We start from the raw sequence: 19,250 nt of genomic DNA, 5'->3' as shown, positions 1-19,250 counted from the left end.
CTCGCCGCCGGCGCCGACGGGCCAGGAGCCGCGCGGGCGTTGCCCGGCCCGGGTAGACCCTCCCGGCCCGTAGGCTGCGCCGGGTGAACGAGACGATTGTGTTCGACATCGGTGAAACCCTTACAAAAGACGATCGCCACTGGTCGGGCTGGGCCGACTGGCTCGGTGTGCCCCGGCACACCCTGTCCGCGCTCGTGGGCGCCGCCGTGGTCCAGGGCCGCGACAGCGCGGACGCGCTGCGCCTGCTGCGTCCCGGCATGGACGTGCACGAGGCCAACGGTGCCCGGGACGCGGTGGGGCGCGGCGAGTACCTCGACGAGAGCGATCTGTACCCGGACGTGCGCCCCGCGCTCGGGAAACTGCGTCAGCGCGGTCACCGCGTCCTGGTCGTCGGCAACCAGACGGCGCGGGCGGCCGAGTTGCTGCGCGGCCTCGACCTGCCGGCCGACCTCGTGACCAGCTCGGGCGTGTGGGGTGTCGCGAAGCCCTCCCCGGAGTTCTTCGCGCGGGTGCTCCAGGAGGCGGGCACCGCCCCTCGCGACACGGTGTACGTCGGCGACCACCCGGTCAACGACGTCTTCCCCGCGAAGGCCGCCGGACTGCGCGTGGCCCACCTGCGGCGCGGGCCCTGGGGGCACTGGTGGGCCGACGACCCCTCGGTGATCGAGGCGGCGGACTGGCGTATCGACTCCCTGACCCAACTGGAGCGACTGCTGCACGAGTGAGCGACGCGGCGGGAACGACCCCCCGCGACCGGCTCATCCTCGGTGTACGGAAGTACTTCCGTCTCGCGAAAGTATCTGGCAGGCTGAGGGCGGGCCCGACGCGGTGGACGTCAACGGGCCGACGACGGGGAGGTGTTGGGTGTGGCGACCGAGCCGGGAGCGCGGGGCGGGGCGAACGAGGCGGCGCGGATGCTCGCGCGGGTCGAGCGGGCCCGGACGGCGGCGCGCGCACCACGACCGTGGCCCGGGTGGTTCGGCCCCTCTCGGGGGCTGCTGGCCGTGGTCGTGTTCGCCACGGTGGGCCTGCCGTGGGACGAGGGGAGCGGGCCCCTCGTGTCCGGGGTGCTCGTGACGGCGGCGGCGGCGTTCGTCGCCGCGCACTACCTCGCGGTGCGCCAGGTGGGCGTCGTCCTGTGGCCACCGCCCGGCGGCACGTGGGCGCGGCTGCTGCCCTCGCTGTGGCAGGCCGGATGCTACGGGGCGGGCTGGCTGCTCGCGCTGCCCCTGGGCCGGGCGGCGGGCGCGGTGGCCTCCGGGGTGCTGCTCGGGGCGTGCCTGTGGGTCCAGGCGGCCCGCCACAACGGCCGGGCGCGACGCGCGGGCGGGGCGGCGATCCGGTGAACGAGCTGGACGAGGTCATCCAGCACCCCACCCGGCTCACCGTCATGGCCTTCCTCTCCGGCTGCGCCGAGGCCGAGTTCGCCGCCGTACGGGAGTACGCGCAGGTGTCCGACGCGAGCGTGAGCCGGATCGCCTCCGCGCTGGAGGCGGCGGGCTATCTGCGCGTGCGCAAGGGCTACGTGGGCCGCCGTCCGCGCACTTGGCTCTCCCTGACCCCGGAGGGCCGGGCGGCCTTCAGCGGGCACCTGGAGGCGTTGCGCGCGATGGCGGAGACCGCCCGGCGGGCGGGTGCGCGTGCGGAAGGGGCCAGGAGGCAGGAGTGAGTCCGGCGGCTGGGGCCCCGCTTCAGGCCGCCGGGACGACCTCGCGCCGTACGGCCTCGGCCCACTCCGTGACCAGCCGCTCGTACTCGCCGCGCTGACTCGTCGTGAGATGGCCACCGGCCCGGAGCCACAGGCTGCGGATCTGCTCGTTGACGGCGGCGGCGGAGCGAACGGTCGAGGCGGGGGTCAGGGGGTTGGCGGACATGACCACAAGCTTAGGGCCTCGATGTGACAGTCCGCTGCGTCCCCGATACCGCCCGTCGCGTTCCCGCTGCCCGCGTGAACCCCTTCTGACCAGCCGAATCACCCCCCAAACCTCCCCTGATACGGGGGTATTGTGACGTCGGCCTCATATTCTCTCCGTACGGGACGGAACCACCTGGCCCCCTCCTCCGTCACCGGCCCCGCGCACCGCTCCTGACCTGCTGTGATGCCAATCCCGGTGGCTCGGCCGGGCCCGTCCCCGGCGCCCGTCGGCGAGTGGCCGCCGCTCAGCCCGCGGACTCGCCCGCGTGCGGACTCAGCGCTCCGGCGCCGACCAGGGCGAACAGGGCGACGCCGAGCAGGACCCGGTAGACGACGAAGGGCAGGAAGCTGCGTTGGGAGATGTACTTCATGAACCACGCGATGACGGCGTAGCCCACGACGAAGGCGATGAGGGTCGCGAAGATCGTCGGCCCCCAGGACACGTGGCCCTCGCCCGCGTCCTTCAGCTCGAACACGCCGGAGGCGAGCACGGCGGGGATCGCGAGCAGGAAGGAGTAGCGTGCCGCTGCCTCCCTGGTGTAGCCCATGAACAGGCCGCCGCTGATCGTCGCGCCGGAACGGGACACGCCGGGCACCAGGGCGAGCGCCTGGCAGAAACCGTAGACGAGACCGTCGCGCACCCCGAGGTCGGCGAGGGTCTTCCGCCGTCTGCCGGCCCGGTGCCGTCCGCCCTGCTCCTCGCGGGCGGCCAGCCAGTCGGCGGCGCCCAGCACGAGGCCCATCACGACGAGCGTGGTGGCGATGAGCCGCAGATCGCGGAAGGGCCCCTCGATCTGGTCCTGGAAGGTGATCCCGAGCACGCCGATCGGGATCGAGCCGACGACGACCAGCCAGCCCGTCCTCGCGTCGTGGTCCTGCCGCCACTGACGGCTGCCCAGCGAGCGGAACCAGGCCGAGACGATGCGCGCGATGTCCTTGCGGAAGTACAGGATCACGGCCAGCTCGGTGCCGATCTGGGTGACGGCGGTGAAGGCCGCGCCCGGATCGTGCCAGCCCGCGAAGGCGGCGGCCAGCCGCAGATGGGCGCTGGAGGAGATCGGCAGGAACTCGGTCAGGCCCTGGAGCAGACCGAGAATGAAGGATTCGAACCAAGACATGGACGCGCAGCCATCCCAGAGATCATCACGCAGGGACCCGTGCGGACGGGCCCGAGGCCGGTGGTGGACGACCGTCGCCGCCTGACACACCCGTACGGGGTGTGGGGGTGGGGAAGAAGATCACGCGCCGGTCGGTGGGGAGCGTAGGACACGAACGGGGACGGGCGGGTGAACGGCGCGGGAAGCTCAGGCCAACGGGAGAACGGGCCCTCCGCCAGGTGGGCGGGGCGACCGTCCGGGGGTGTTCAGCGGTCCGCGGAGGTGCCCGCGCCGCGCAGCCGGTGCCGTTTGCGCCAGGCGACCAGGAGGCCGCCGAGCGCCGTGAGGGCGATGAAGCCCATGGCGACCAGGAAGACCGGGGAGGTCGGGGTCGCCGCGCGGCTGCCCGCCACCACGTAGGCCCCGGTGTTGGGGATCACCCCGACACCGGTCGCGAGGAGGAAGGCCGACCAGCGCATCCGTGAGACCGAGGCGCAGTAGTTCGCCGCCCAGAAGGGCACGCCCGGGAACAGACGCAGCGCGAGCATCGTCCGGAACCCGTGCCGGCTGAGCTGGCCGTCCGCCGCCCGCAGCCATCTGGCGCGCAGCAGCGGGCGCAGCGCCTCCTGCCCGAGTATCCGGCCCAGGCCGAAGGCGATCCCCGCGCCGAGCACCGAACCGCCGACCGCGGCGAGCAGCCCCGCCTGGGAGCCGAACAGGGCACCCGCCGCGAGATTCAGCAGCGGTCTGGGCACGAACGCGGCCGTGCATATCCCGTAGGCCGCGGCGAAGACCACGACGGCGGCGGCGCCCGTGAACTGGTTGGGCCAGCCACCGGACAGCAGCCGCTGCGGCCGCAGCAACAGCACGAGACAACCGGCGGCGGCGAGCAGGGTCACCAGCAGGCCGAGCCGGGACCAGGGGGAGAACAACACCCGTACGCAGCGTCCGGCGAAACCTGTGGGCCGTGCCGCGGCATGGTCGAACATCTCGGGAGACTAACCGACATGGGGCGGTGATCGCCGCACCGCGTACCCCGGGACGGGCGAGTGTGGTGCGTCTCTCCCGCCCCGTCCCGGCCCGCCGGGACCCGGACGCGCCATCCGCGGCCCCGGGGACCCGCCCCGGCGTCAGCCCCCCTTCGTCCGGGCCCCGTTGCCGGGGCGCGTACCTCCGGCCAGGCGGAAAACCCGTCGACGGGCGGACGCGGGAGCGGAAGAATCGGCCGCATGTTCCGGCACCTGAACCTCGCAGCAGCGTCCGCGGTCGCGGACGCCGCGAGGGCTGCCGCGACCCTTCTCGACGGCGCTCGACGCTGACCCTCCCCGGACAGACCGGCGGACCCCGCAGGGGGAGGGTCGGTCCGGCCCCGGGGTCCCGGAACCACGTGTTCACGGGAAGGAACAGCACACCATCATGTCCAAGACCACGTACGCGCGCACCAAGCCGCACCTCAACATCGGCACCATGGGCCACGTCGACCACGGCAAGACCACCCTCACCGCCGCCATCACCAAGGTCCTCGCCGAGCGCGGCACCGCGGGCTTCGTGCCCTTCGACCGCATCGACCGGGCGCCCGAGGAGGCCCGGCGCGGCATCACCATCAACCTCGCGCACGTCGAGTACGAGACCGACACCCGCCACTACGCCCACGTCGACATGCCCGGTCACGCCGACTACGTCAAGAACATGGTCACGGGAGCGGCCCAGCTCGACGGGGCGATCCTGGTGGTCTCGGCGACCGACGGGATCATGCCGCAGACCGCCGAGCACGTCCTGTTGGCCCGTCAGGTCGGCGTCGACCACATCGTGGTGGCGATCAACAAGGCCGACGCGGGTGACGAGGAGCTGACCGACCTCGTGGAACTGGAGGTGCGCGAACTGCTTACCGCGCACGGCTACGGCGGGGACAGCGCGCCCGTGGTCCGGGTCTCCGGCCTGCGCGCGCTGGAGGGCGACCCGCGCTGGACGGCCTCCGTGGAGGCGCTGCTCGACGCCGTCGACACGTACGTACCCCTGCCCGAGAGGTACGTCGACGCGCCGTTCCTGCTGCCGGTCGAGAACGTCCTGACCATCACCGGGCGCGGCACCGTCGTCACCGGTGCCGTCGAGCGCGGGACCGTACGCGTGGGGGACCGGGTCGCCGTGCTCGGGCCCGGCACGGAGACCGTCGTCACCGGTCTGGAGACCTTCGGCAAGCCGATGGAGTCCGCGCAGGCGGGCGACAACGTGGCACTGCTGCTGCGCGGTCTGCCCCGGGACGCGGTTCGCCGGGGGCACGTCGTCGCCGCGCCCGGCAGCGCGGCGCCCAGCAGCCGCTTCACCGCGCGGGTGTACGTCCTCCCGGCCCGCGAGGGAGGCCGCAGCACCCCGGTCACCAGCGGCTACCGGCCGCAGTTCTACCTCCGCACCGCCGACGTCGTGGGCGACATCGACCTCGGTGAGGCGGCCGTCGCCCGCCCCGGCGAGACGGTCACGATGACGGTCGGACTTGGGCGCCCGGTGCCGCTGGAGCCGGGCCTCGGCTTCGCGATCCGCGAGGGCGGCAGGACCGTGGGCGCGGGCACGGTGACGGAGGTCCTGTCCGGCTGAGCGAGGAGGCCGGCCCCGTGAGGGGCCGGCCTCGGCCCGTGCGCGCGGTGGACGGCGAACCCGTCCTCAGGGCTCGGTCCGCCGCGCGACCCGGCACACTGGGCGGGTGAGCGCATCCCGGCAGGAGCCGATCCCCGTGACCCGTACCGTCGACCACGGCGTGGCCCGGCTCATGCCCGACGTGGACCGCGCACGGGCCTGGCTGCTCACCGTGGACGGTGCCCCGCAGTCGTACGTCGACCTCGACGAGCCCGGACACCTGGAGTTCGAGTACGCCCGCCGCATCGGGCACGCCGTGGACTGCGCCGCCCCGGCGGGCGCCCCGCTCGACGTGCTGCACCTCGGCGGCGGCGCCCTCTCCCTGCCCCGCTACGTCGCCGCTACCCGCCCCGGTTCCCGGCAGGACGTCGTGGACGCAGACCGGGGACTGGTCGAGCTGGTCGCCGAGAAGCTGCCGACCGCGCCGCGGGAGCGGATCACCGTGCACGCGGCGGACGCGCTCGACTGGCTGGAGGCGGCGCCCGCGGCCGGCGCCGACCTGCTGATCGCCGACGTGTTCGGCGGTTCCAGCGTGCCCGCCCACCTCACCACCGTCGCCTACGCCGAAGCCGCCGGCCGCGTCCTGCGGCCCGACGGGTGGTACGTCGCGAACCTCGCCGACACCGCGCCCTTCGCCTTCCTCGGCGCGCAGCTCGCCACGCTCGGCACGGTCTTCGACCAGCTCGCGCTGATCGCCGAGCCCGCCGTCCTGCGCGGCCGGCGCTTCGGCAACGCCGTGGTCCTCGCCTCGCGCCGCCCCCTCGACACGGCGGAACTCGCCCGCCGCTGCGCCCGCGACGCCTTCGCGGCCCGGGTGGTCGACGAGCCCGCCGCGCTGCGCCGGGTGATCGGCGGGGCCCGGCCGGTGCGGGACGGGCAGGCGCTCGCCTCACCCCTGCCGCCCGGCGGCTCCTTCGGCATCGGCTGAACCCGGGCCACTGCCCGGCGGCGGCACCTCGACCGGAGCGGACTGCGCCATCTCGCCGACCGGGGCGGCGGTCGGCACCTCCGTCGGCGCTCCCGCGGCCACGGCCCCGTGCGGTGCCCGGCGCAGCCGTCGTACGTCCGGCACGAACAGGACCGCGAGCGTCAGCAGCAACACCAGCGCGGCACAGCCCCACAGCGCCGTGCCGCGGCCCACCGCCGACTCGACCGGCCCCGCGAGCGCCGTCGCCACCGGCAGCAGCGCGAGCGAGCCCAGCCAGTCGTACGAGGAGACCCGGGAGAACTTGTCCTCGGGGATCTCCTGGTGCAGCACCGTCATCCACGAGACCCCGAACACCTCCACACTGACACCGCTCACGAACATCACGGCGATCAGCGGGGCGATGTGCAGGGGCAGCGCCAGGCCCGCGGAGGGCAGCGCGAGCGGGAGTACGCACAGGACGCCCGCGAACAGGGGGCGCCGCGGCCGCCACCGGGTCATCACCAGCGCCCCGATCACGGTGCCCGCGCCGAAGGCCGCCAGAGCGGTGCCCCACGGGCCCGGTCCGCCGAGGCTGTCCTCGGCGACCAGCGGCCCGTACACCGCCTCGGCCGCCCCGATCACGGCGTTCACGACGGCGAACTGGAGCACGATCGACCACAGCCAGGGCCGCCCGGTCACCTCCCGCCAGCCCTCGCGCAGATCCGCGAGCATCCCGGCGCCCGCGGGCCGCACGGGCAGACCCCGTACGTCGAGGAAGGCGCGCAGCGCACCGGCCACCGCGAAGGCTCCCGCGTCCACCGCGAGCACCCAGCCGGGGCCGGCCAGGGCGACCAGCGCCCCGCCGAGAGCGGCCCCGCCGATCCCGGCGCCGTGCATCGCCATCCGGTACACCGCGAAGGCCCGGCCCGCCTGCTCGCCCCGCACGCTCGACAGGAGCATGCCCTCGGAGGCCGGGGAGAAGAACGCCTGCCCGGTGCCGCCCAGCGCGGCGAACAGCGCCATCTGCCACAGCTCGGCCCGGCCGCTCAGCACGGCGAGCGCGAACAAGCCCTGGGACACGCAGCTGAGCGCGTTGGCCGCGACCATGACGCGGTGCCGGGGGAGCCGGTCCGCGAGCGCCCCGCCGACCAGCAGGAACAGGACCAGGGGCAGGGTGCGGGCCGCCGCGACCAGCCCCACGTCCCCGCTGTCCCCGCCCGACCCCAGGACCGCGAACGCCGCCGCGATCAGCGCCCCCTGGCTGCCCAGGTTGGTCACGATCGCGGCGGCGGTCAGCAGGCTGTAGTTCCGCGAGGCCCAGGCGGGGCGCCCGGCGGAACGTATCGGCTGTTCGGGAGTCACCCAGGGACTATCGCCGCTCGCCCGCCCGGCTGCCAAACCGGTGCGGCACAGACCCCGCTCAGCCGGTGGGCGGCTCGTCCGTCAGGCGCACCGTGCTCAGGATGCGCTGGATCGTCTCCTCGGGCACCTCGTCCTTGACCCCCTTGGCGGCGGCCAGGTTCCAGCTCACGTAGTCCCCGCCGCCGTTCTTGAACGCGAAGGTGATGGCCTTCCCGTCGCTCTTGCACTTGCCGGTCTGCGGGGTGTTCTCCGAGTGGGCGACCGCGACACTGCCGGTCAGACCGGATCTGGTCGTGTAGGGCTTCGGCTTCTCGTGCTTGACGCTCTTGCGGTCGGGGTTGGTGTAACCGCCGTAGATCCACCAGGGCACGCGCGCCTCCGCGGCCATGTCCGTGCTCTTCGCGCCCTCCTCACCCCGGGTGCCGGTCAGCGCCAGCGCGGTGTCGTCGAGCGTTCCGTCCTTGTCCTCGTCGGTCGTGCACCACTTGGACTTGTAGAGGGCCGGCCGGTTGACGGTGGTCGCGTCGGTGCCGTCCGGCTGGCTCTTGTCCTTCCACTCGAAGCCCCGGCTGGTGTCGGAGGTCTCGACCTCCCAGTCCCCCGGCACCTCGAAGACGGTGCCGAACCGGGCGTTGACCACGACCTGCCAGCCGGGGATAGTCGGCTCGATCCCCGGGCCGCCGCGGTCGGTACCGCTACTCGGGCTCGCACTCGCACTCGTGCTCGCGGACGGCGCCGAGGCGCTCGCCCCCGGCTTCTTGTCGTCGCCCTTCGCCACGTCCTTCCCGTCGTCCTCGCCGAGCACGACGAAGGCGGTCACCCCCGCCGCGACCAGGACCGCGAGCGCGGACACGATCGCGACGGTCCGCGTCGTGTTCCGGCCGTTGCCGGGCGGCGGTACGCCCGGCCCCTGCGGGGTGGTCGGCGCCGACCAGCCCGCACCCGGCTGCTGGTAGGGGTTCGGCTGCGCGTAGCCGGAGTGCCGCTCGTACGGGTTCGGCTGCGGGGAGCCGGGCTGCTGGTACGGGTTGGGGCCGGGCTGCGGGGAGCCGGGCTGGTTCGGGTTCGCCTGCGGGTACCCCGGTTGCTGGTACGGGTTGGGCTGCTGGTGCGGGTCCTGCGGGTTCTGCTCGCCCCCGGGCGGCTGCTGTCCTGGCCACATGGGCGGCACCCTACGGGCGCACCGGGGGCGTGCGCCACGCGTGAGACAGGCTCGTGACCCGCCGCCACCACTCTGTGACATGAGCACGTGGCCGCTGGTGAGGGCGGTGCCGGGCGGCCCGGGTGGCCCGACGGGCCGCGACCGCCTGGCACAGCCATCCAGTAGGCTTCCCGGCGTGCGTGCGCGCGGGAGGCGCGACGCGAAGTCTTCTGGGAGGCCCGCCGTGGACGTGCAAGGGTGGCTGGAGACCGTACCCGCCGTCGCCATCTACGTCCTGGTGGCGGGTGTGATCGGGCTGGAGAGCCTCGGTGTTCCCCTGCCCGGCGAGATCGTGCTCGTCTCCGCCGCGCTCCTCGCCTCCCAGCAGGGCCACATCGACCCGGTGGTCCTCGGCGCCTGCGCCGTCGCCGGAGCCGTGGTCGGTGACTCCCTCGGGTACCTCATCGGCCGTAAGGGCGGCAGGCCCCTGCTCGCCTGGCTCGCCCGCAGATTCCCCAAGCACTTCAGCCCCGCGCACGTCGCGCAGGCCGAGGGCTCCTTCCACCGGTGGGGCATGTGGGCGGTGTTCTTCGGCCGCTTCATCGCCCTCCTGCGGATCTTCGCCGGCCCCCTCGCGGGCGTCCTGCACATGCCGTACTGGAAGTTCTTCGTCGCCAACCTGCTCGGCGGGATCGCGTGGGCCGGCGGGACGACCGCGGTCATCTACTACGTCGGCATCGTCGCCGAGGACTGGCTCAAGCGCTTCTCGTGGCTCGGCCTGGTGGCCGCCCTGCTCTTCGGCCTCGGCTCGCTGCTGCTCATGAAGCGCCGCAACGCCAAGCGGCCCGCACCGGCGGCGGAGCCGGAGAGCGAGCCCGCGGCCGTCGCCGACTGACCCGCTGCGCGGAAGACCGGGCCGAGCACGGACACCGGCGCCGCCCCCGGCACGGACACCCAGCCACCGGCACACAGGAGCAGATGATGGCCGAAGCACTCGTCGCCCCGGTGGGCGGGAACACCCCCGAGATCCATCCCGAGGCGTTCACCGCGCTCACCTCCGTGGTGCTCGGCGCCGTGACCCTTCAGCGCGAGGCGAGCGTCTGGTACCACGCGGTACTGCGCGCCGACGTCGAGCGCATCACGATCGGCGCGGGCAGCAACGTCCAGGACAACGTCACGGTGCACGCCGACCCCGGGTTCCCGGTGCGGCTGGGCTCCGGCGTCTCGGTGGGCCACAACGCCGTCCTGCACGGCTGCGTCGTCGAGGACGACGTCCTGATCGGCATGGGCGCGACCGTCCTGAACGGGGCCCGGATCGGGGCCGGCTCCCTCGTCGCCGCGCAGGCCCTCGTGCCGCAGGGCATGGAGGTCCCGCCGGGCTCGCTCGTGGCCGGCGTCCCCGCCAAGGTCCGGCGCGCACTCACCGAGGAGGAGCGGGCCGGGCTCCGGCTCAACGCCGAGGTCTACCGCGATCTCGCCCGCACCCACCGCGAGGTGCGCTGAGCGCACCCCGGACCGGCGCGCGGCCCCCTGGCCCGCCGCGCCTGGCGTGGGGCGAAGATCACAGCCGGTGACCCGCCCCCACCGGCTACCGGTGAGTACCGTGTGCGGGTGCCGAGGAACAGGAACCCGCTCCCCACTCCGGCCGCCCTGTCCCGCGCGCTGGCCCACCGCGCCGTGCAGGCCGGCTGGCGCCTGGTCCGTGAGGCGGGAGCCGTCACCGCCCGCACCCCGGGGCGCCTGCGCTTCGGTTCCATCGGCGCCGGGACGAGGCTCGCCTTCCCGCAGGGCACGGTCTTCGGGGAGCCCTGGATCCACCTGGGCGCGCACTGCATCATCGCCGAACAGGTCACTCTGACCGCCGGCCTCATGCCCGGTCTCGACCTGGGGCCCGACCCGGTCCTGCGCCTGGGCAACGGGGTGGTGCTGGGCCGGGGCAGCCACGTCGTGGCCGACACCTCGGTCACCATCGGGGACGACTGCTACTTCGGCCCCTACGTCTACGTGACGTCCACGAACCACAGCTACGACGACCCGCACCAGCCGGTGGGCAAGCAGTGGCCGCGCATGGAACCGGTACGGATCGGCCCCGGCTGCTGGATAGGCACGGGCGCGGTGATCCTGCCCGGAGCCGTGCTCGGCCGCAACGTCGTGGTCGCCGCGGGCGCCGTCGTCCGTGGGGAGGTGCCCGACCACGCCGTCGTCGCCGGCGCCCCGGCGAAGGTCGTACGACGCTGGGACGAGGAGCACGGCTGGCGGCCCCCGCTGCGCACCCCGCCGCCCGTGCCGGTCCCCGAGGGCGTCACGCCCGAACAACTGGTCGCGCTCGCCGACCTGGAGGACCCGGCCGCGGAGTGACCCGCGCCGCCGCCCGGCCGAACCCGCGCCGCCGGCCGATCCCCCGGCCCCGCGGCCGCTCTGCGCGCGCCCCCGGCGGGAGGGTGACGGCGATGGCCCTCCCGCCCCGCCGGGCTGCTGCTAGCGTGCCGCCATGCGTGCTCCTCTCGGAAACTTCACCGACGTCCGTACCGCCCCCGAAGCCCTCGACGATCTGGTCGCGCCCGTCGCCGAGGCCGTACGCCACTGGCGCGGCCCGGTGCCCGCCGAGGAACTGGTCTACGTGGACACCGACCCGCAGGTGGCCGACACCGCCGCGTTCGTCGAGCACTACGGACAAGAGCTGCTGGAAACCTCGGCGAACTGCGTCGTCGTCGCCGCCAAACGCGGGCAGACCCGCACCCACGCCGCCTGCGTCGTCCTCTCGCACACCCGCGTCGACGTCAACGGCGTCGTGCGCAAGCAGCTCGGAGCACGCCGCGTGTCCTTCGCCGCGACGGACTTCGCGGTCGGCGAGAGCGGCATGGAGTACGGCGGGATCACCCCGGTCGGGCTCCCGGGCGACTGGCCGTTGCTCGTGGACGCCGCGGTCACCGAACTGCCGTACGTCCTGGTCGGCAGCGGCCGGCGCCGGGGCAAGCTGCTGGTCCCCGGCAAGGCGTTCCTCGGACTGCCCCAGGCCGTGGTCCTCGAAGGGCTCGGGATCAGCGCCTCCTGAAAGGGCGGCGCCCGGGGCGCTCAGAGCCGGGGGATCTCGATGGCCGGGCAACGGTCCATGACCATCTCCAGGCCGGCCGCCCGGGTCCTTTCGTACGCCGCCTCGTCGACCACGCCGAGCTGGAACCAGACGGCCCCGGCCCCGGCCGCGACGGCCTGGTCGGCGACCGCCCCGGCCTGCTCGCTGTTGACGAAGACGTCCACGACGTCCACGGGGAAGGGGATGTCCGCGAGCGAGGCGTAGCCCTGTTCGCCGTGGACCGTCTCCGCCTTCGGGTGGACCGGGACGATCCGTTTGCCGAAGCGCTGGAGCACCGCCGCGACCCCGTACGCGGCGCGTGCCTCGTTACGGGAGAGTCCCACCACCGCCCAGGTGTCGCCGCTTTCGGTGAGGATCTCGCGGACGGTGTCCTGAGTGCCGTACATGGTGCCTCCGTCAGTGGTGAGCCGGCGCGGAAGGGCCGGGCGGGCCCCGTCGGTTCCGGTGGTCGCGTCGGTGGCGCCAACGAACTCCGCGCCCGGAGGATTCCCCGCGGACCGCCCTCCCGGGCCGTTCCGTCCCCGGGCGGTGCGGCCAGCTCCGTCCCCGGGCGGTGCCGCCCGCGGTCCTGCGCCTACGCTGACCGTATGCAGGACGAGTACCGCACCGTGGCCCGCGCCGGCACCCATGAGACCGAGATCAACCGGTCGAGGTTCCTGTGCTCCCTGGCCCCGGCCGCCACGGAGCGCGAGGCCCAGGAGTTCGTGGCGCGGATCGCCCGGGAGCACGCCGGCGCCAGCCACCACTGCTACGCCTACGTCATCGGCGCCGACGCCTCCGTGCAGAAGGCGAGCGACGACGGCGAACCCGGCGGCACCGCCGGGGTGCCGATGCTCCAGATGCTGACCCGCCGCGAGCTGCGCTACGTCGTCGCCGTCGTCACCCGCTACTACGGCGGGATCAAACTGGGCGCCGGGGGACTCATCCGGGCCTACGGGGGAGCGGTCGGCGAGGCCCTCGACGCGCTCGGCACCGTCACCCGCCGCCGCTACCGGCTCGCCACCGTCACCGTGGACCACCAGCGCGCCGGCAAGATCGAGAACGACCTGCGCTCGACCGGCCGTACCGTCCGCGAGGTGCGCTACGGGGAGCGGGTCGCCCTCGACATCGGCCTGCCCGGCACCGAGATCGAGAGCTTCCGCGCCTGGCTCGCGGACGCCACCGCGGGCACCGCCTCTTTCGAACTCGGCGCGGAGGCGTACGGAGAGGTGTGAACGCCCGGCCCCGTCCCACCAGGGCTCGCCGTGGACTACCGTCACCGACGTGACCGCCGACGCCACGACCACCGCCCGGACCGCGCCCACCGTCGGGGAGCTGCTGCGCCACTGGCGCGCGGAGCGCCGCGTCAGCCAGCTCGAACTGGCCCTGCGGGCCGGCAGCTCGGCACGGCACCTGAGCTTCGTGGAGACGGGCCGCGCCCGGCCGGGGGAGGACCTGCTGTCCCGCCTCGCCGAACAGCTCGACCTGCCCATCCGGGAGCGCAACACCCTGTTCGTCGCGGCCGGTTACGCCCCCGCCTATCCGCAGACGCCGCTCGACGCCGAGGAGATGGCGGCGCTCGGAGAGACCCTCGACGACCTGCTGCGGGCCCACGAACCGAACCCGGCCCTCGTCGTGGACGGCTCCTACGACGTCGTGGCCGCCAACCGGGGCGTGCGCTTTTTGCTCGGCGAACTGCCGCCCGCGCTCGCCACCACCCCGCTCAACGCGATCCGTCTGACCCTGCACCCCGAGGGCCTCGCCCCGCGTATCCGCAACCTCCCCGAATGGCGCGCCCATTTCCTGCACCGCGTCGAACGGCACCTCTCGCTGGGCGCGCACCCCCGGTTGCGCGCGATCCACGAGGAGGTGCTGAGCTACCCGGTACCGGAAACCGAGGAGCGGCCGCGGACCCCGCGTTCCCGCACTCCGCGGCCGCGCACCCCGCACCCGTACGCCCTGCCTCTGCGGATCGAGGCGGGCGGCCGGGAACTGACCTTCCTCTCGACCGCGACGACCTTCAACACCCCGCTGGACGTGACCGTTTCGGAACTGGCGGTGGAGACCTTCCTGCCCGCCGACCGGGAGACGGCCGAGGCGCTGCGCGAGGCGCTGGGGCCCGCCTGGCCGGACTGAGAGCACGCCCCCGCCTCGCCGTACGGGCTCCGGACGGGGTGCGCGGTGAAGAAGGCGGGGCGGACTTCGTGGTGAATGGGGCGAACTCGTGCCCCCGAGGTGAGAAACTGACCGACGGCTCGGCGATGCCGAGCGCGAGGCGACACCCGTCCCCCTGGGCGGGCCCGGTTGCCCGGGGCGACCGCGAGGGTCGCGGAGCAGCGCCACGTCCAAGCCCTCGCGGACCCGTGGTCTTCCTCGTCATCCCCGATCGCCGGGGGCGGACCCGATCCGATCCGGCGCCCACACCCCGTAGGAGCAGCCCGTGCCAGACCCCCTGCCCGTTCAGCAGCCGCGCCGGAAGGGCGCCGACCAGGGCAGCCGGCACCACCTCGCAGGCGCGGACACCGACGTCGCGCCCGCGCACCGGCCGGTGCCCTCGATCACGCCGTTCCTGGAGCCGGACCTCCCGCCCGCCGTCGAGGACGACTACGACGAGACGGCGTGAGCAGGCGCCCCGCCCCCGCCCTCGGCGGGCGGCGGGGCCTTTTCGCGGGGCCCGCCGAGGGCGGGACCCCGTCGTGCGCCGCCTCGCGGGTGCCGAGTCGCCCGTCCCCGCCGACGCTCCTACGCTGGAGGTCGGCCACGGAAGACCAGGAGGTGCGCATGCCCCGTCCCGTCTGGAGCGGTGCCGTGTCGTTCGGCCTGGTCACCATTCCGGTGAAGATGCTGCCCGCGAGCAGTGACCACAGCATCCGCTTCCATCAGGTGCACCGGGAGGACGGCGGCCGGGTCCGCAACCGGAAGATCTGCGAGATCGACGGGAAGGTGCTCGACAACAGCGAGATCGGCAAGGGCTTCGAGGTCGCGCGGGACCGGATCGTGCCGCTGACCGACGAGGACTTCGAGGACCTTCCCCTGCCGACCGCCAAGGCGATCGAGATCGTGGCGTTCGTGGACGCGGACGAGATCGACCCGATCCAGATGGGCGCCGGCTACTACCTGGAGGGCGACGGCCAGGTCGCCGCGAAGCCGTACACGCTGCTGCGGAAGGCTCTGGAACGCAGCGCGAAGGTCGCCCTGGCGAAGTACGCGTTCAGCGGCAAGGAACGGCTCGCGATGCTCCGCGTACTGGACCGGGTGATCGTGCTCCAGGTCCTGCACTGGCCCGACGAGGTCCGCGACGGCTCCGGGCTGCCCCCGAAACCGGCCGAGGTGACGGACCAGGAGATCGAGCAGGCCGTCTCCCTCATGGACACGATGCACCGCGAGGACCTGGACGACTTCCACGACGCGTACCGCGCGGCGGTCGAGGAACTGATCGTGGCCCGGTCCGAGGGCCGTGAGCCCCCGCACGAGGAGCCGGAGGAGCCCGAGAAGGGCCAGGTCGTGGACCTCATGGCCGCCCTCCAGGACTCCGTCCGCACCGCCCGCGAGAGCCGGGGAGAGCCGGAGCCGGGCGGGGACGCGACCGTCCACGACCTGCGTGGACGTACCGCGAGGAGGGCGGGGACGAAGGAGTCCACCACCCAGAAGCCCGCCACCCAGAAGCCCACCGCCCAGAAACCCGCCGCCCGGAAGTCCCCGGGCAAGAAGGCGCCCGCGAAGAAGTCGGCCCCGGCGAAGAAGACTGCCGCCAAGAAGACGACGGCGAAGAAGTCGGCCGCGAAGAAGTCGGCCCCACGCAGTGGCGGCAGGAAGAAGCCGGCCTGACGGCCCCCGCTCTCGGCCCGTGGAACGGCGCGCGGATCGTCGCCACCCGTGAGTGACTGGGGGCCGTCGTGCGTACCGGCCGGTGAGCGGTTCGTGGGCCGGCCGACACACGCGGCCGCCTGACGGGAAGCTTCCGCGGCGGCCCCTCCCCGTCTCCTCCTACCGCGACGCACCACCCGCCCGCGCGCGCGGCGCTCGCCACTCCTGGAACTCGGCCGGGTTCTCTTCCGGGCCCTCCAGGTAGCGACCCGCGTCCGGTCGCCCATCGGGGCCGGGGCCCGCGCGAACTCCGCGCCACGACCGGGGAGTTGGCCGTGAATGGCGTCCAGGTCGGCCACCCGCAGTACCACCGGCGAGCGGTATCCCTCCGGCCGCGCCAACCGCCCCAGCACCCCGGCCATCGCCGCACGGTCCTGCAAGGCGAGCGCGGGGCGTCCGGTAGCGGGGCTGAGCTTGGCGTCCGGGCCGCTCTTTGCCGCGCACTACGGGCTCAGCCCGAGCACGTCGCGGCAGAAGCGGTGGACCGAGGGGAAGCCGGACACCACCACGCGTATCCGCGTGAGGTCCGTGCCGGACCCTGTACCGCGCCCCCGGCCCCGGTTCCGGCTCGGCCGGGACCTTCCAGAGCCCGCCGGAGCCCGGGGGGCCGCGTCCACCGGGGGAGCCTCACAGGTGAGAGCTGATCACACCGCCGGCGCTCAGCACGATGTACGAGGCGTTGGCGTCGAGCCCGGCATCGTGGCCGTCCGTCTCCAGCGTGGCCTCCACCGCGCCCTCACGGCCGAGGATCTGCGCGCGGTACCGCAGCTCGCCCAGCTTCGTGACCTTGGCCGTCCAGCCGCCGGCGAGCTTGAAGGTGCCCGGCCCGGTGTGACCGCCGCCCATCCAGGAGTGGACCTCGCCGCCCAGCGTGAGCACCACGAACATGTCGTTGGCGTCGAGCCCCGCGTCCCGGCCCTTGGTCTCCAGCGTGGCCACGACCGCACCGCGGCTGACGATCTCGAGGCGGTAGCGCTGCTCACCGAGCTGGTGAATCCTGGCCTCGCTGCCGTCCACCAGGGTCTCGGTGCGGACCTGGCCCGCCGCCCCGGCGCTCGTGGCCGGGGCGGCGGTCGTGTGCGCGGCGGACGTCTCGGCGCGCGTGCCGTCGTGTGTCCTGTCTGCGCTGGGCTTGGCGTCGGCGGGCGCACCGGCGCCGCCGCCGGAGTGGGAGACGGAGCCGGCGATCGTGGTGTGCGGAGCGGCGGCGTTGTCGTCGCCTCCGGTCTGGCAGGCGGTCAGGGAGAGGGCGGCCGCGGCGGCGACGGCCACCAGACCGGCGGAACGAGCGGTACGGCGAGTACGGCGAGTGGTCATGGCGGAGACCTCCACGGGTGTCAGGACCCGGCACTCGTGCCCGCTCCCGCGGGCCGTCCGGCCGGATCAACTGTTGGCAACACCGAGTGAGATGGCACCCGCGCCGGACTTGTTCGCGGTTTCGTGTCCGCATCTGGTAACAGCGGAACCGGGGGTCACCGGGCGCGTTCTCCGACGCCGGACCCGCGCTCCCGCCTCTTGTCTCCCGCCCGGAGGGTGGCTCCGGCCGGCTCACCGAACTCCGCGGAGAGGGCCTCGACGTCCGGGTCGCCGAAGCGCTCGCGCAGTTCCCGGAAGGCGTCCACCTTGTCCGGGCCGAAGCGGCTCACGATCTTCTCGTAGCCCTCGGGCGTGTGGAATCTCGCCGGCCGGGACTTGCTGTGGAACTTGTCGGCGTACATCACCAGCCGCTCCTCCTCGGTGATCGCCACGTAGTCGCCGGGCGGCAGCGGCAGTTGCTGGCGCGTGATGTCCTCGTTCGTGAGACCCACTCCGGTGTGGCACGAGCAGAACCGGCACAGGCCCTCGGGCCAGCCCTCCTCGGCGAGCACGCGGTGACCGAGGAGACCGTGGCGGATGTAGTGGCCCTGGCCGAGGACGCCCTGCTCGGCGTCGGCGGTGAGGAGGTACACGCCGATGTCGTGCAGGAGGCAGCCGGCCCGCACCAGCTCCGCGTCCACCGCCACCCCGCTGCTCCCGATCAGCTGCTCCGCGATGCGCCAGACGATCCCGCAGTGCGTGCGCACACTGGCGTGGGCGTCGGAGTCCGGGGCGTACTTCCTGTGCAGGTCCTCGATCTCGGCGAGGGTGGGGATGCGCATTCCGTGAGCGTAACGGGCGCGTCCGGCCGCGACCCGCTGCCTCACCGCCCGGCCCCGGCGCGCTGTCCGGCACGGTGAAGACAAAGAGGATGGTCCCGCCGGGCGCCGGGCGCCGGGCGCCGAGCCCAGGCTGAGGCTGAGGCTGGGGAAGAACCAGTCGTCGGGGCGCCCGGCGTCGCGCGGGCGGCGGACCGTGACCGTGATGGACGGCACGATACGGGCCACGGCGTACACGATGCGGAGCACGAGGAGGACCTGGGAGCCGGTGGCGCCCCCAGGGACGGCGTGCCAGGCGCCCGGTCAAAGGGGTCTGCCGTTGCGGGATTGGCCTGCACACGTGGGTGGGGCGAGCGCGGTGAAGGTCCTCAAGCGCGGCCGACGGGGGAGAGGCGGGAGGTCCGGCGTGCGGCCGCACGCCGGACCGGGTCGGCTCAGTGCTGCCGCGCCGCCAGCTTTCCGCAGTTGGTGCCGTCCTTGCCGGCCACCTCGCCGGCGATCTCGCCACGCCACGTCACGCACAGCCCCCGTGCGTCGAGGTACACCGGCCCGGCGTAGGAGGTGTAGTAGCCGGTGTCCGTGACGGTCGTCGTCGGGGAGGCGAATCCGAGGGAGGCCGTCATGTGCACGGCCGCACCCGGGGTGGCGCGGACGGTGACCACGCAGTTCTTGCCGGTCGCCGAGCTGTAGGTGAGGAACACCGTGCCCTTGGTGCCGATCTGCGCGGAGTTGACCACGGAGTAGCCCTTGCCGCAGGCGCCGTTGTACTTGGCGGCGGCGGCCTTGGTCGTCGTGTCGGTGCGGTGGGCCGCCGGTTCGGCCGCGCCGGCGGCCGGCGCCAGGACGGCCGCCGCACAGGTGAGGGCGGCGGCGGTGGCGCCGATGGCTGATACGCGTCGCAGGGTGGTCATGTCACGTCCCGTTTCCTCGATGGGGCACCACGCGCCCTGCGGGCGGGTGCCCGGTTCCTGAACGGACAACATGGTGTGAATCACGCAATGTCAGACCAGGAGACCCGCTCCAGGGTTGTGCCCGATACCGCCTGTTACAGATTCATGACACAGCGGGATGCCGTGGTGGGCTCCCCGCGCCGGGGGCCGGGCGAGCCGGTAGCGGCCCTCA

Annotated in this window: 22 protein-coding genes; 13 read left to right on the top strand and 9 right to left on the bottom strand. The window is 73.8% G+C overall.

Annotated elements, in window-relative coordinates; genetic code table 11:
- Nucleotides 1–83: 83 nt before the first annotated feature.
- The 3 genes from ACFYMP_RS17155 to ACFYMP_RS17145 all read left to right on the top strand — a co-directional run bounded on the left by ACFYMP_RS17155 (nucleotide 84) and on the right by ACFYMP_RS17145 (nucleotide 1,669).
- The gene (locus ACFYMP_RS17155) at nucleotides 84–725 is read left to right on the top strand and encodes an HAD family hydrolase (RefSeq protein ID WP_388857423.1); all 642 of its coding nucleotides are present in this window, start codon (nucleotides 84–86) and stop codon (nucleotides 723–725) included.
- A gap of 141 nt (nucleotides 726–866) precedes the next feature.
- On the top strand, nucleotides 867–1,346 hold the full coding sequence (locus tag ACFYMP_RS17150) for a hypothetical protein (protein WP_388857420.1): 480 nt from the start codon (nucleotides 867–869) through the stop codon (nucleotides 1,344–1,346).
- 44 nt (nucleotides 1,347–1,390) lie between these two features.
- Nucleotides 1,391–1,669, top strand: a complete 279-nt coding sequence (locus tag ACFYMP_RS17145; RefSeq protein WP_388857548.1) for a transcriptional regulator — start codon at nucleotides 1,391–1,393, stop codon at nucleotides 1,667–1,669.
- A 22-nt stretch (nucleotides 1,670–1,691) separates the two neighbouring features.
- Here the strand turns inward: ACFYMP_RS17145 and ACFYMP_RS17140 are convergent, their stop codons facing one another.
- The 3 genes from ACFYMP_RS17140 to ACFYMP_RS17130 form a co-directional block, all read right to left on the bottom strand.
- The gene (locus tag ACFYMP_RS17140; protein WP_388857417.1) at nucleotides 1,692–1,874 is read right to left on the bottom strand and encodes a hypothetical protein; all 183 of its coding nucleotides are present in this window, start codon (nucleotides 1,872–1,874) and stop codon (nucleotides 1,692–1,694) included.
- Between the two features lie 286 nt (nucleotides 1,875–2,160).
- Complete coding sequence (locus ACFYMP_RS17135; RefSeq protein WP_388857414.1) at nucleotides 2,161–3,033, bottom strand: undecaprenyl-diphosphate phosphatase; 873 nt, start codon at nucleotides 3,031–3,033, stop codon at nucleotides 2,161–2,163.
- A 245-nt stretch (nucleotides 3,034–3,278) separates the two neighbouring features.
- Entirely contained in the window at nucleotides 3,279–4,001 is a 723-nt protein-coding gene (locus ACFYMP_RS17130; protein ID WP_388857411.1) for a TVP38/TMEM64 family protein, read from the bottom strand.
- Nucleotides 4,002–4,428: 427 nt separating this feature from the next.
- Here ACFYMP_RS17130 and tuf point away from each other — a divergent pair, with 427 nt between their 5' ends.
- Both tuf and ACFYMP_RS17120 read left to right on the top strand, forming a co-directional pair.
- Nucleotides 4,429–5,604, top strand: a complete 1,176-nt coding sequence (gene tuf, locus ACFYMP_RS17125; protein WP_388857408.1) for an elongation factor Tu — start codon at nucleotides 4,429–4,431, stop codon at nucleotides 5,602–5,604.
- Nucleotides 5,605–5,776: 172 nt separating this feature from the next.
- The gene (locus ACFYMP_RS17120; protein WP_388857545.1) at nucleotides 5,777–6,571 is read left to right on the top strand and encodes a spermidine synthase; all 795 of its coding nucleotides are present in this window, start codon (nucleotides 5,777–5,779) and stop codon (nucleotides 6,569–6,571) included.
- Here the strand turns inward: ACFYMP_RS17120 and ACFYMP_RS17115 are convergent.
- Both ACFYMP_RS17115 and ACFYMP_RS17110 read right to left on the bottom strand, forming a co-directional pair.
- On the bottom strand, nucleotides 6,533–7,912 hold the full coding sequence (locus ACFYMP_RS17115; RefSeq protein WP_388857406.1) for an MFS transporter: 1,380 nt from the start codon (nucleotides 7,910–7,912) through the stop codon (nucleotides 6,533–6,535). The genes ACFYMP_RS17120 and ACFYMP_RS17115 overlap by 39 nt on opposite strands.
- 58 nt (nucleotides 7,913–7,970) lie before the next feature.
- Entirely contained in the window at nucleotides 7,971–9,074 is a 1,104-nt protein-coding gene (locus ACFYMP_RS17110; protein WP_388857403.1) for a hypothetical protein, read from the bottom strand.
- A gap of 223 nt (nucleotides 9,075–9,297) precedes the next feature.
- Between ACFYMP_RS17110 and ACFYMP_RS17105 the strand changes: the two genes are divergently transcribed.
- The 4 genes from ACFYMP_RS17105 (at nucleotide 9,298) to ACFYMP_RS17090 (ending at nucleotide 12,108) form a co-directional block, all read left to right on the top strand.
- Nucleotides 9,298–9,948: a DedA family protein gene (locus ACFYMP_RS17105; protein WP_388857400.1), complete on the top strand. Its 651-nt coding sequence runs from the start codon at nucleotides 9,298–9,300 to the stop codon at nucleotides 9,946–9,948.
- Between the two features lie 86 nt (nucleotides 9,949–10,034).
- Nucleotides 10,035–10,556 carry a gamma carbonic anhydrase family protein gene (locus tag ACFYMP_RS17100; RefSeq protein WP_388857397.1) on the top strand — a complete coding sequence of 174 codons (522 nt, stop codon included), beginning with the start codon at nucleotides 10,035–10,037 and terminating at the stop codon, nucleotides 10,554–10,556.
- A gap of 108 nt (nucleotides 10,557–10,664) precedes the next feature.
- Nucleotides 10,665–11,411, top strand: coding sequence for an acyltransferase (locus ACFYMP_RS17095; protein ID WP_388857394.1), 747 nt, complete (start codon nucleotides 10,665–10,667; stop codon nucleotides 11,409–11,411).
- A 133-nt stretch (nucleotides 11,412–11,544) separates the two neighbouring features.
- Nucleotides 11,545–12,108: a YbaK/EbsC family protein gene (locus ACFYMP_RS17090; RefSeq protein WP_388857391.1), complete on the top strand. Its 564-nt coding sequence runs from the start codon at nucleotides 11,545–11,547 to the stop codon at nucleotides 12,106–12,108.
- A 20-nt stretch (nucleotides 12,109–12,128) separates the two neighbouring features.
- On the opposite strand, the gene ACFYMP_RS17085 is transcribed toward ACFYMP_RS17090, so the two are convergent.
- A complete protein-coding gene (locus ACFYMP_RS17085; protein WP_388857388.1) occupies nucleotides 12,129–12,533 on the bottom strand; it encodes a CoA-binding protein in 405 nt (134 codons plus the stop codon).
- Between the two features lie 201 nt (nucleotides 12,534–12,734).
- On the opposite strand from ACFYMP_RS17085, the gene ACFYMP_RS17080 reads away from it, so the two are divergent.
- The 4 genes from ACFYMP_RS17080 to ACFYMP_RS17065 all read left to right on the top strand — a co-directional run bounded on the left by ACFYMP_RS17080 (nucleotide 12,735) and on the right by ACFYMP_RS17065 (nucleotide 15,954).
- Complete coding sequence (locus tag ACFYMP_RS17080) at nucleotides 12,735–13,361, top strand: YigZ family protein (RefSeq protein ID WP_388857385.1); 627 nt, start codon at nucleotides 12,735–12,737, stop codon at nucleotides 13,359–13,361.
- Between the two features lie 49 nt (nucleotides 13,362–13,410).
- The gene (locus tag ACFYMP_RS17075) at nucleotides 13,411–14,262 is read left to right on the top strand and encodes a helix-turn-helix domain-containing protein (RefSeq protein WP_388857382.1); all 852 of its coding nucleotides are present in this window, start codon (nucleotides 13,411–13,413) and stop codon (nucleotides 14,260–14,262) included.
- Between the two features lie 304 nt (nucleotides 14,263–14,566).
- Nucleotides 14,567–14,749: a hypothetical protein gene (locus ACFYMP_RS17070; protein ID WP_388857380.1), complete on the top strand. Its 183-nt coding sequence runs from the start codon at nucleotides 14,567–14,569 to the stop codon at nucleotides 14,747–14,749.
- Nucleotides 14,750–14,907: 158 nt separating this feature from the next.
- Nucleotides 14,908–15,954, top strand: a complete 1,047-nt coding sequence (locus ACFYMP_RS17065) for a Ku protein (RefSeq protein ID WP_388857377.1) — start codon at nucleotides 14,908–14,910, stop codon at nucleotides 15,952–15,954.
- 666 nt (nucleotides 15,955–16,620) lie between these two features.
- Here ACFYMP_RS17065 and ACFYMP_RS17060 read toward each other — a convergent pair.
- The 3 genes from ACFYMP_RS17060 to ACFYMP_RS17050 form a co-directional block, all read right to left on the bottom strand.
- Nucleotides 16,621–17,310, bottom strand: coding sequence for a hypothetical protein (locus ACFYMP_RS17060; RefSeq protein ID WP_388857374.1), 690 nt, complete (start codon nucleotides 17,308–17,310; stop codon nucleotides 16,621–16,623).
- Between the two features lie 155 nt (nucleotides 17,311–17,465).
- Nucleotides 17,466–18,131 carry an HD domain-containing protein gene (locus tag ACFYMP_RS17055; RefSeq protein ID WP_388857371.1) on the bottom strand — a complete coding sequence of 222 codons (666 nt, stop codon included), beginning with the start codon at nucleotides 18,129–18,131 and terminating at the stop codon, nucleotides 17,466–17,468.
- A gap of 431 nt (nucleotides 18,132–18,562) precedes the next feature.
- A complete protein-coding gene (locus ACFYMP_RS17050; RefSeq protein WP_388857368.1) occupies nucleotides 18,563–19,039 on the bottom strand; it encodes a spore-associated protein A in 477 nt (158 codons plus the stop codon).
- Nucleotides 19,040–19,250: the final 211 nt, after the last annotated feature.

Source organism: Streptomyces sp. NPDC007088 (assembly GCF_042869355.1).
Lineage (GTDB): Bacteria > Actinomycetota > Actinomycetes > Streptomycetales > Streptomycetaceae > Streptomyces.
Note: the sequence above shows the minus strand (reverse complement) of the source record. Positions and strands in the feature narration are given on the sequence as shown.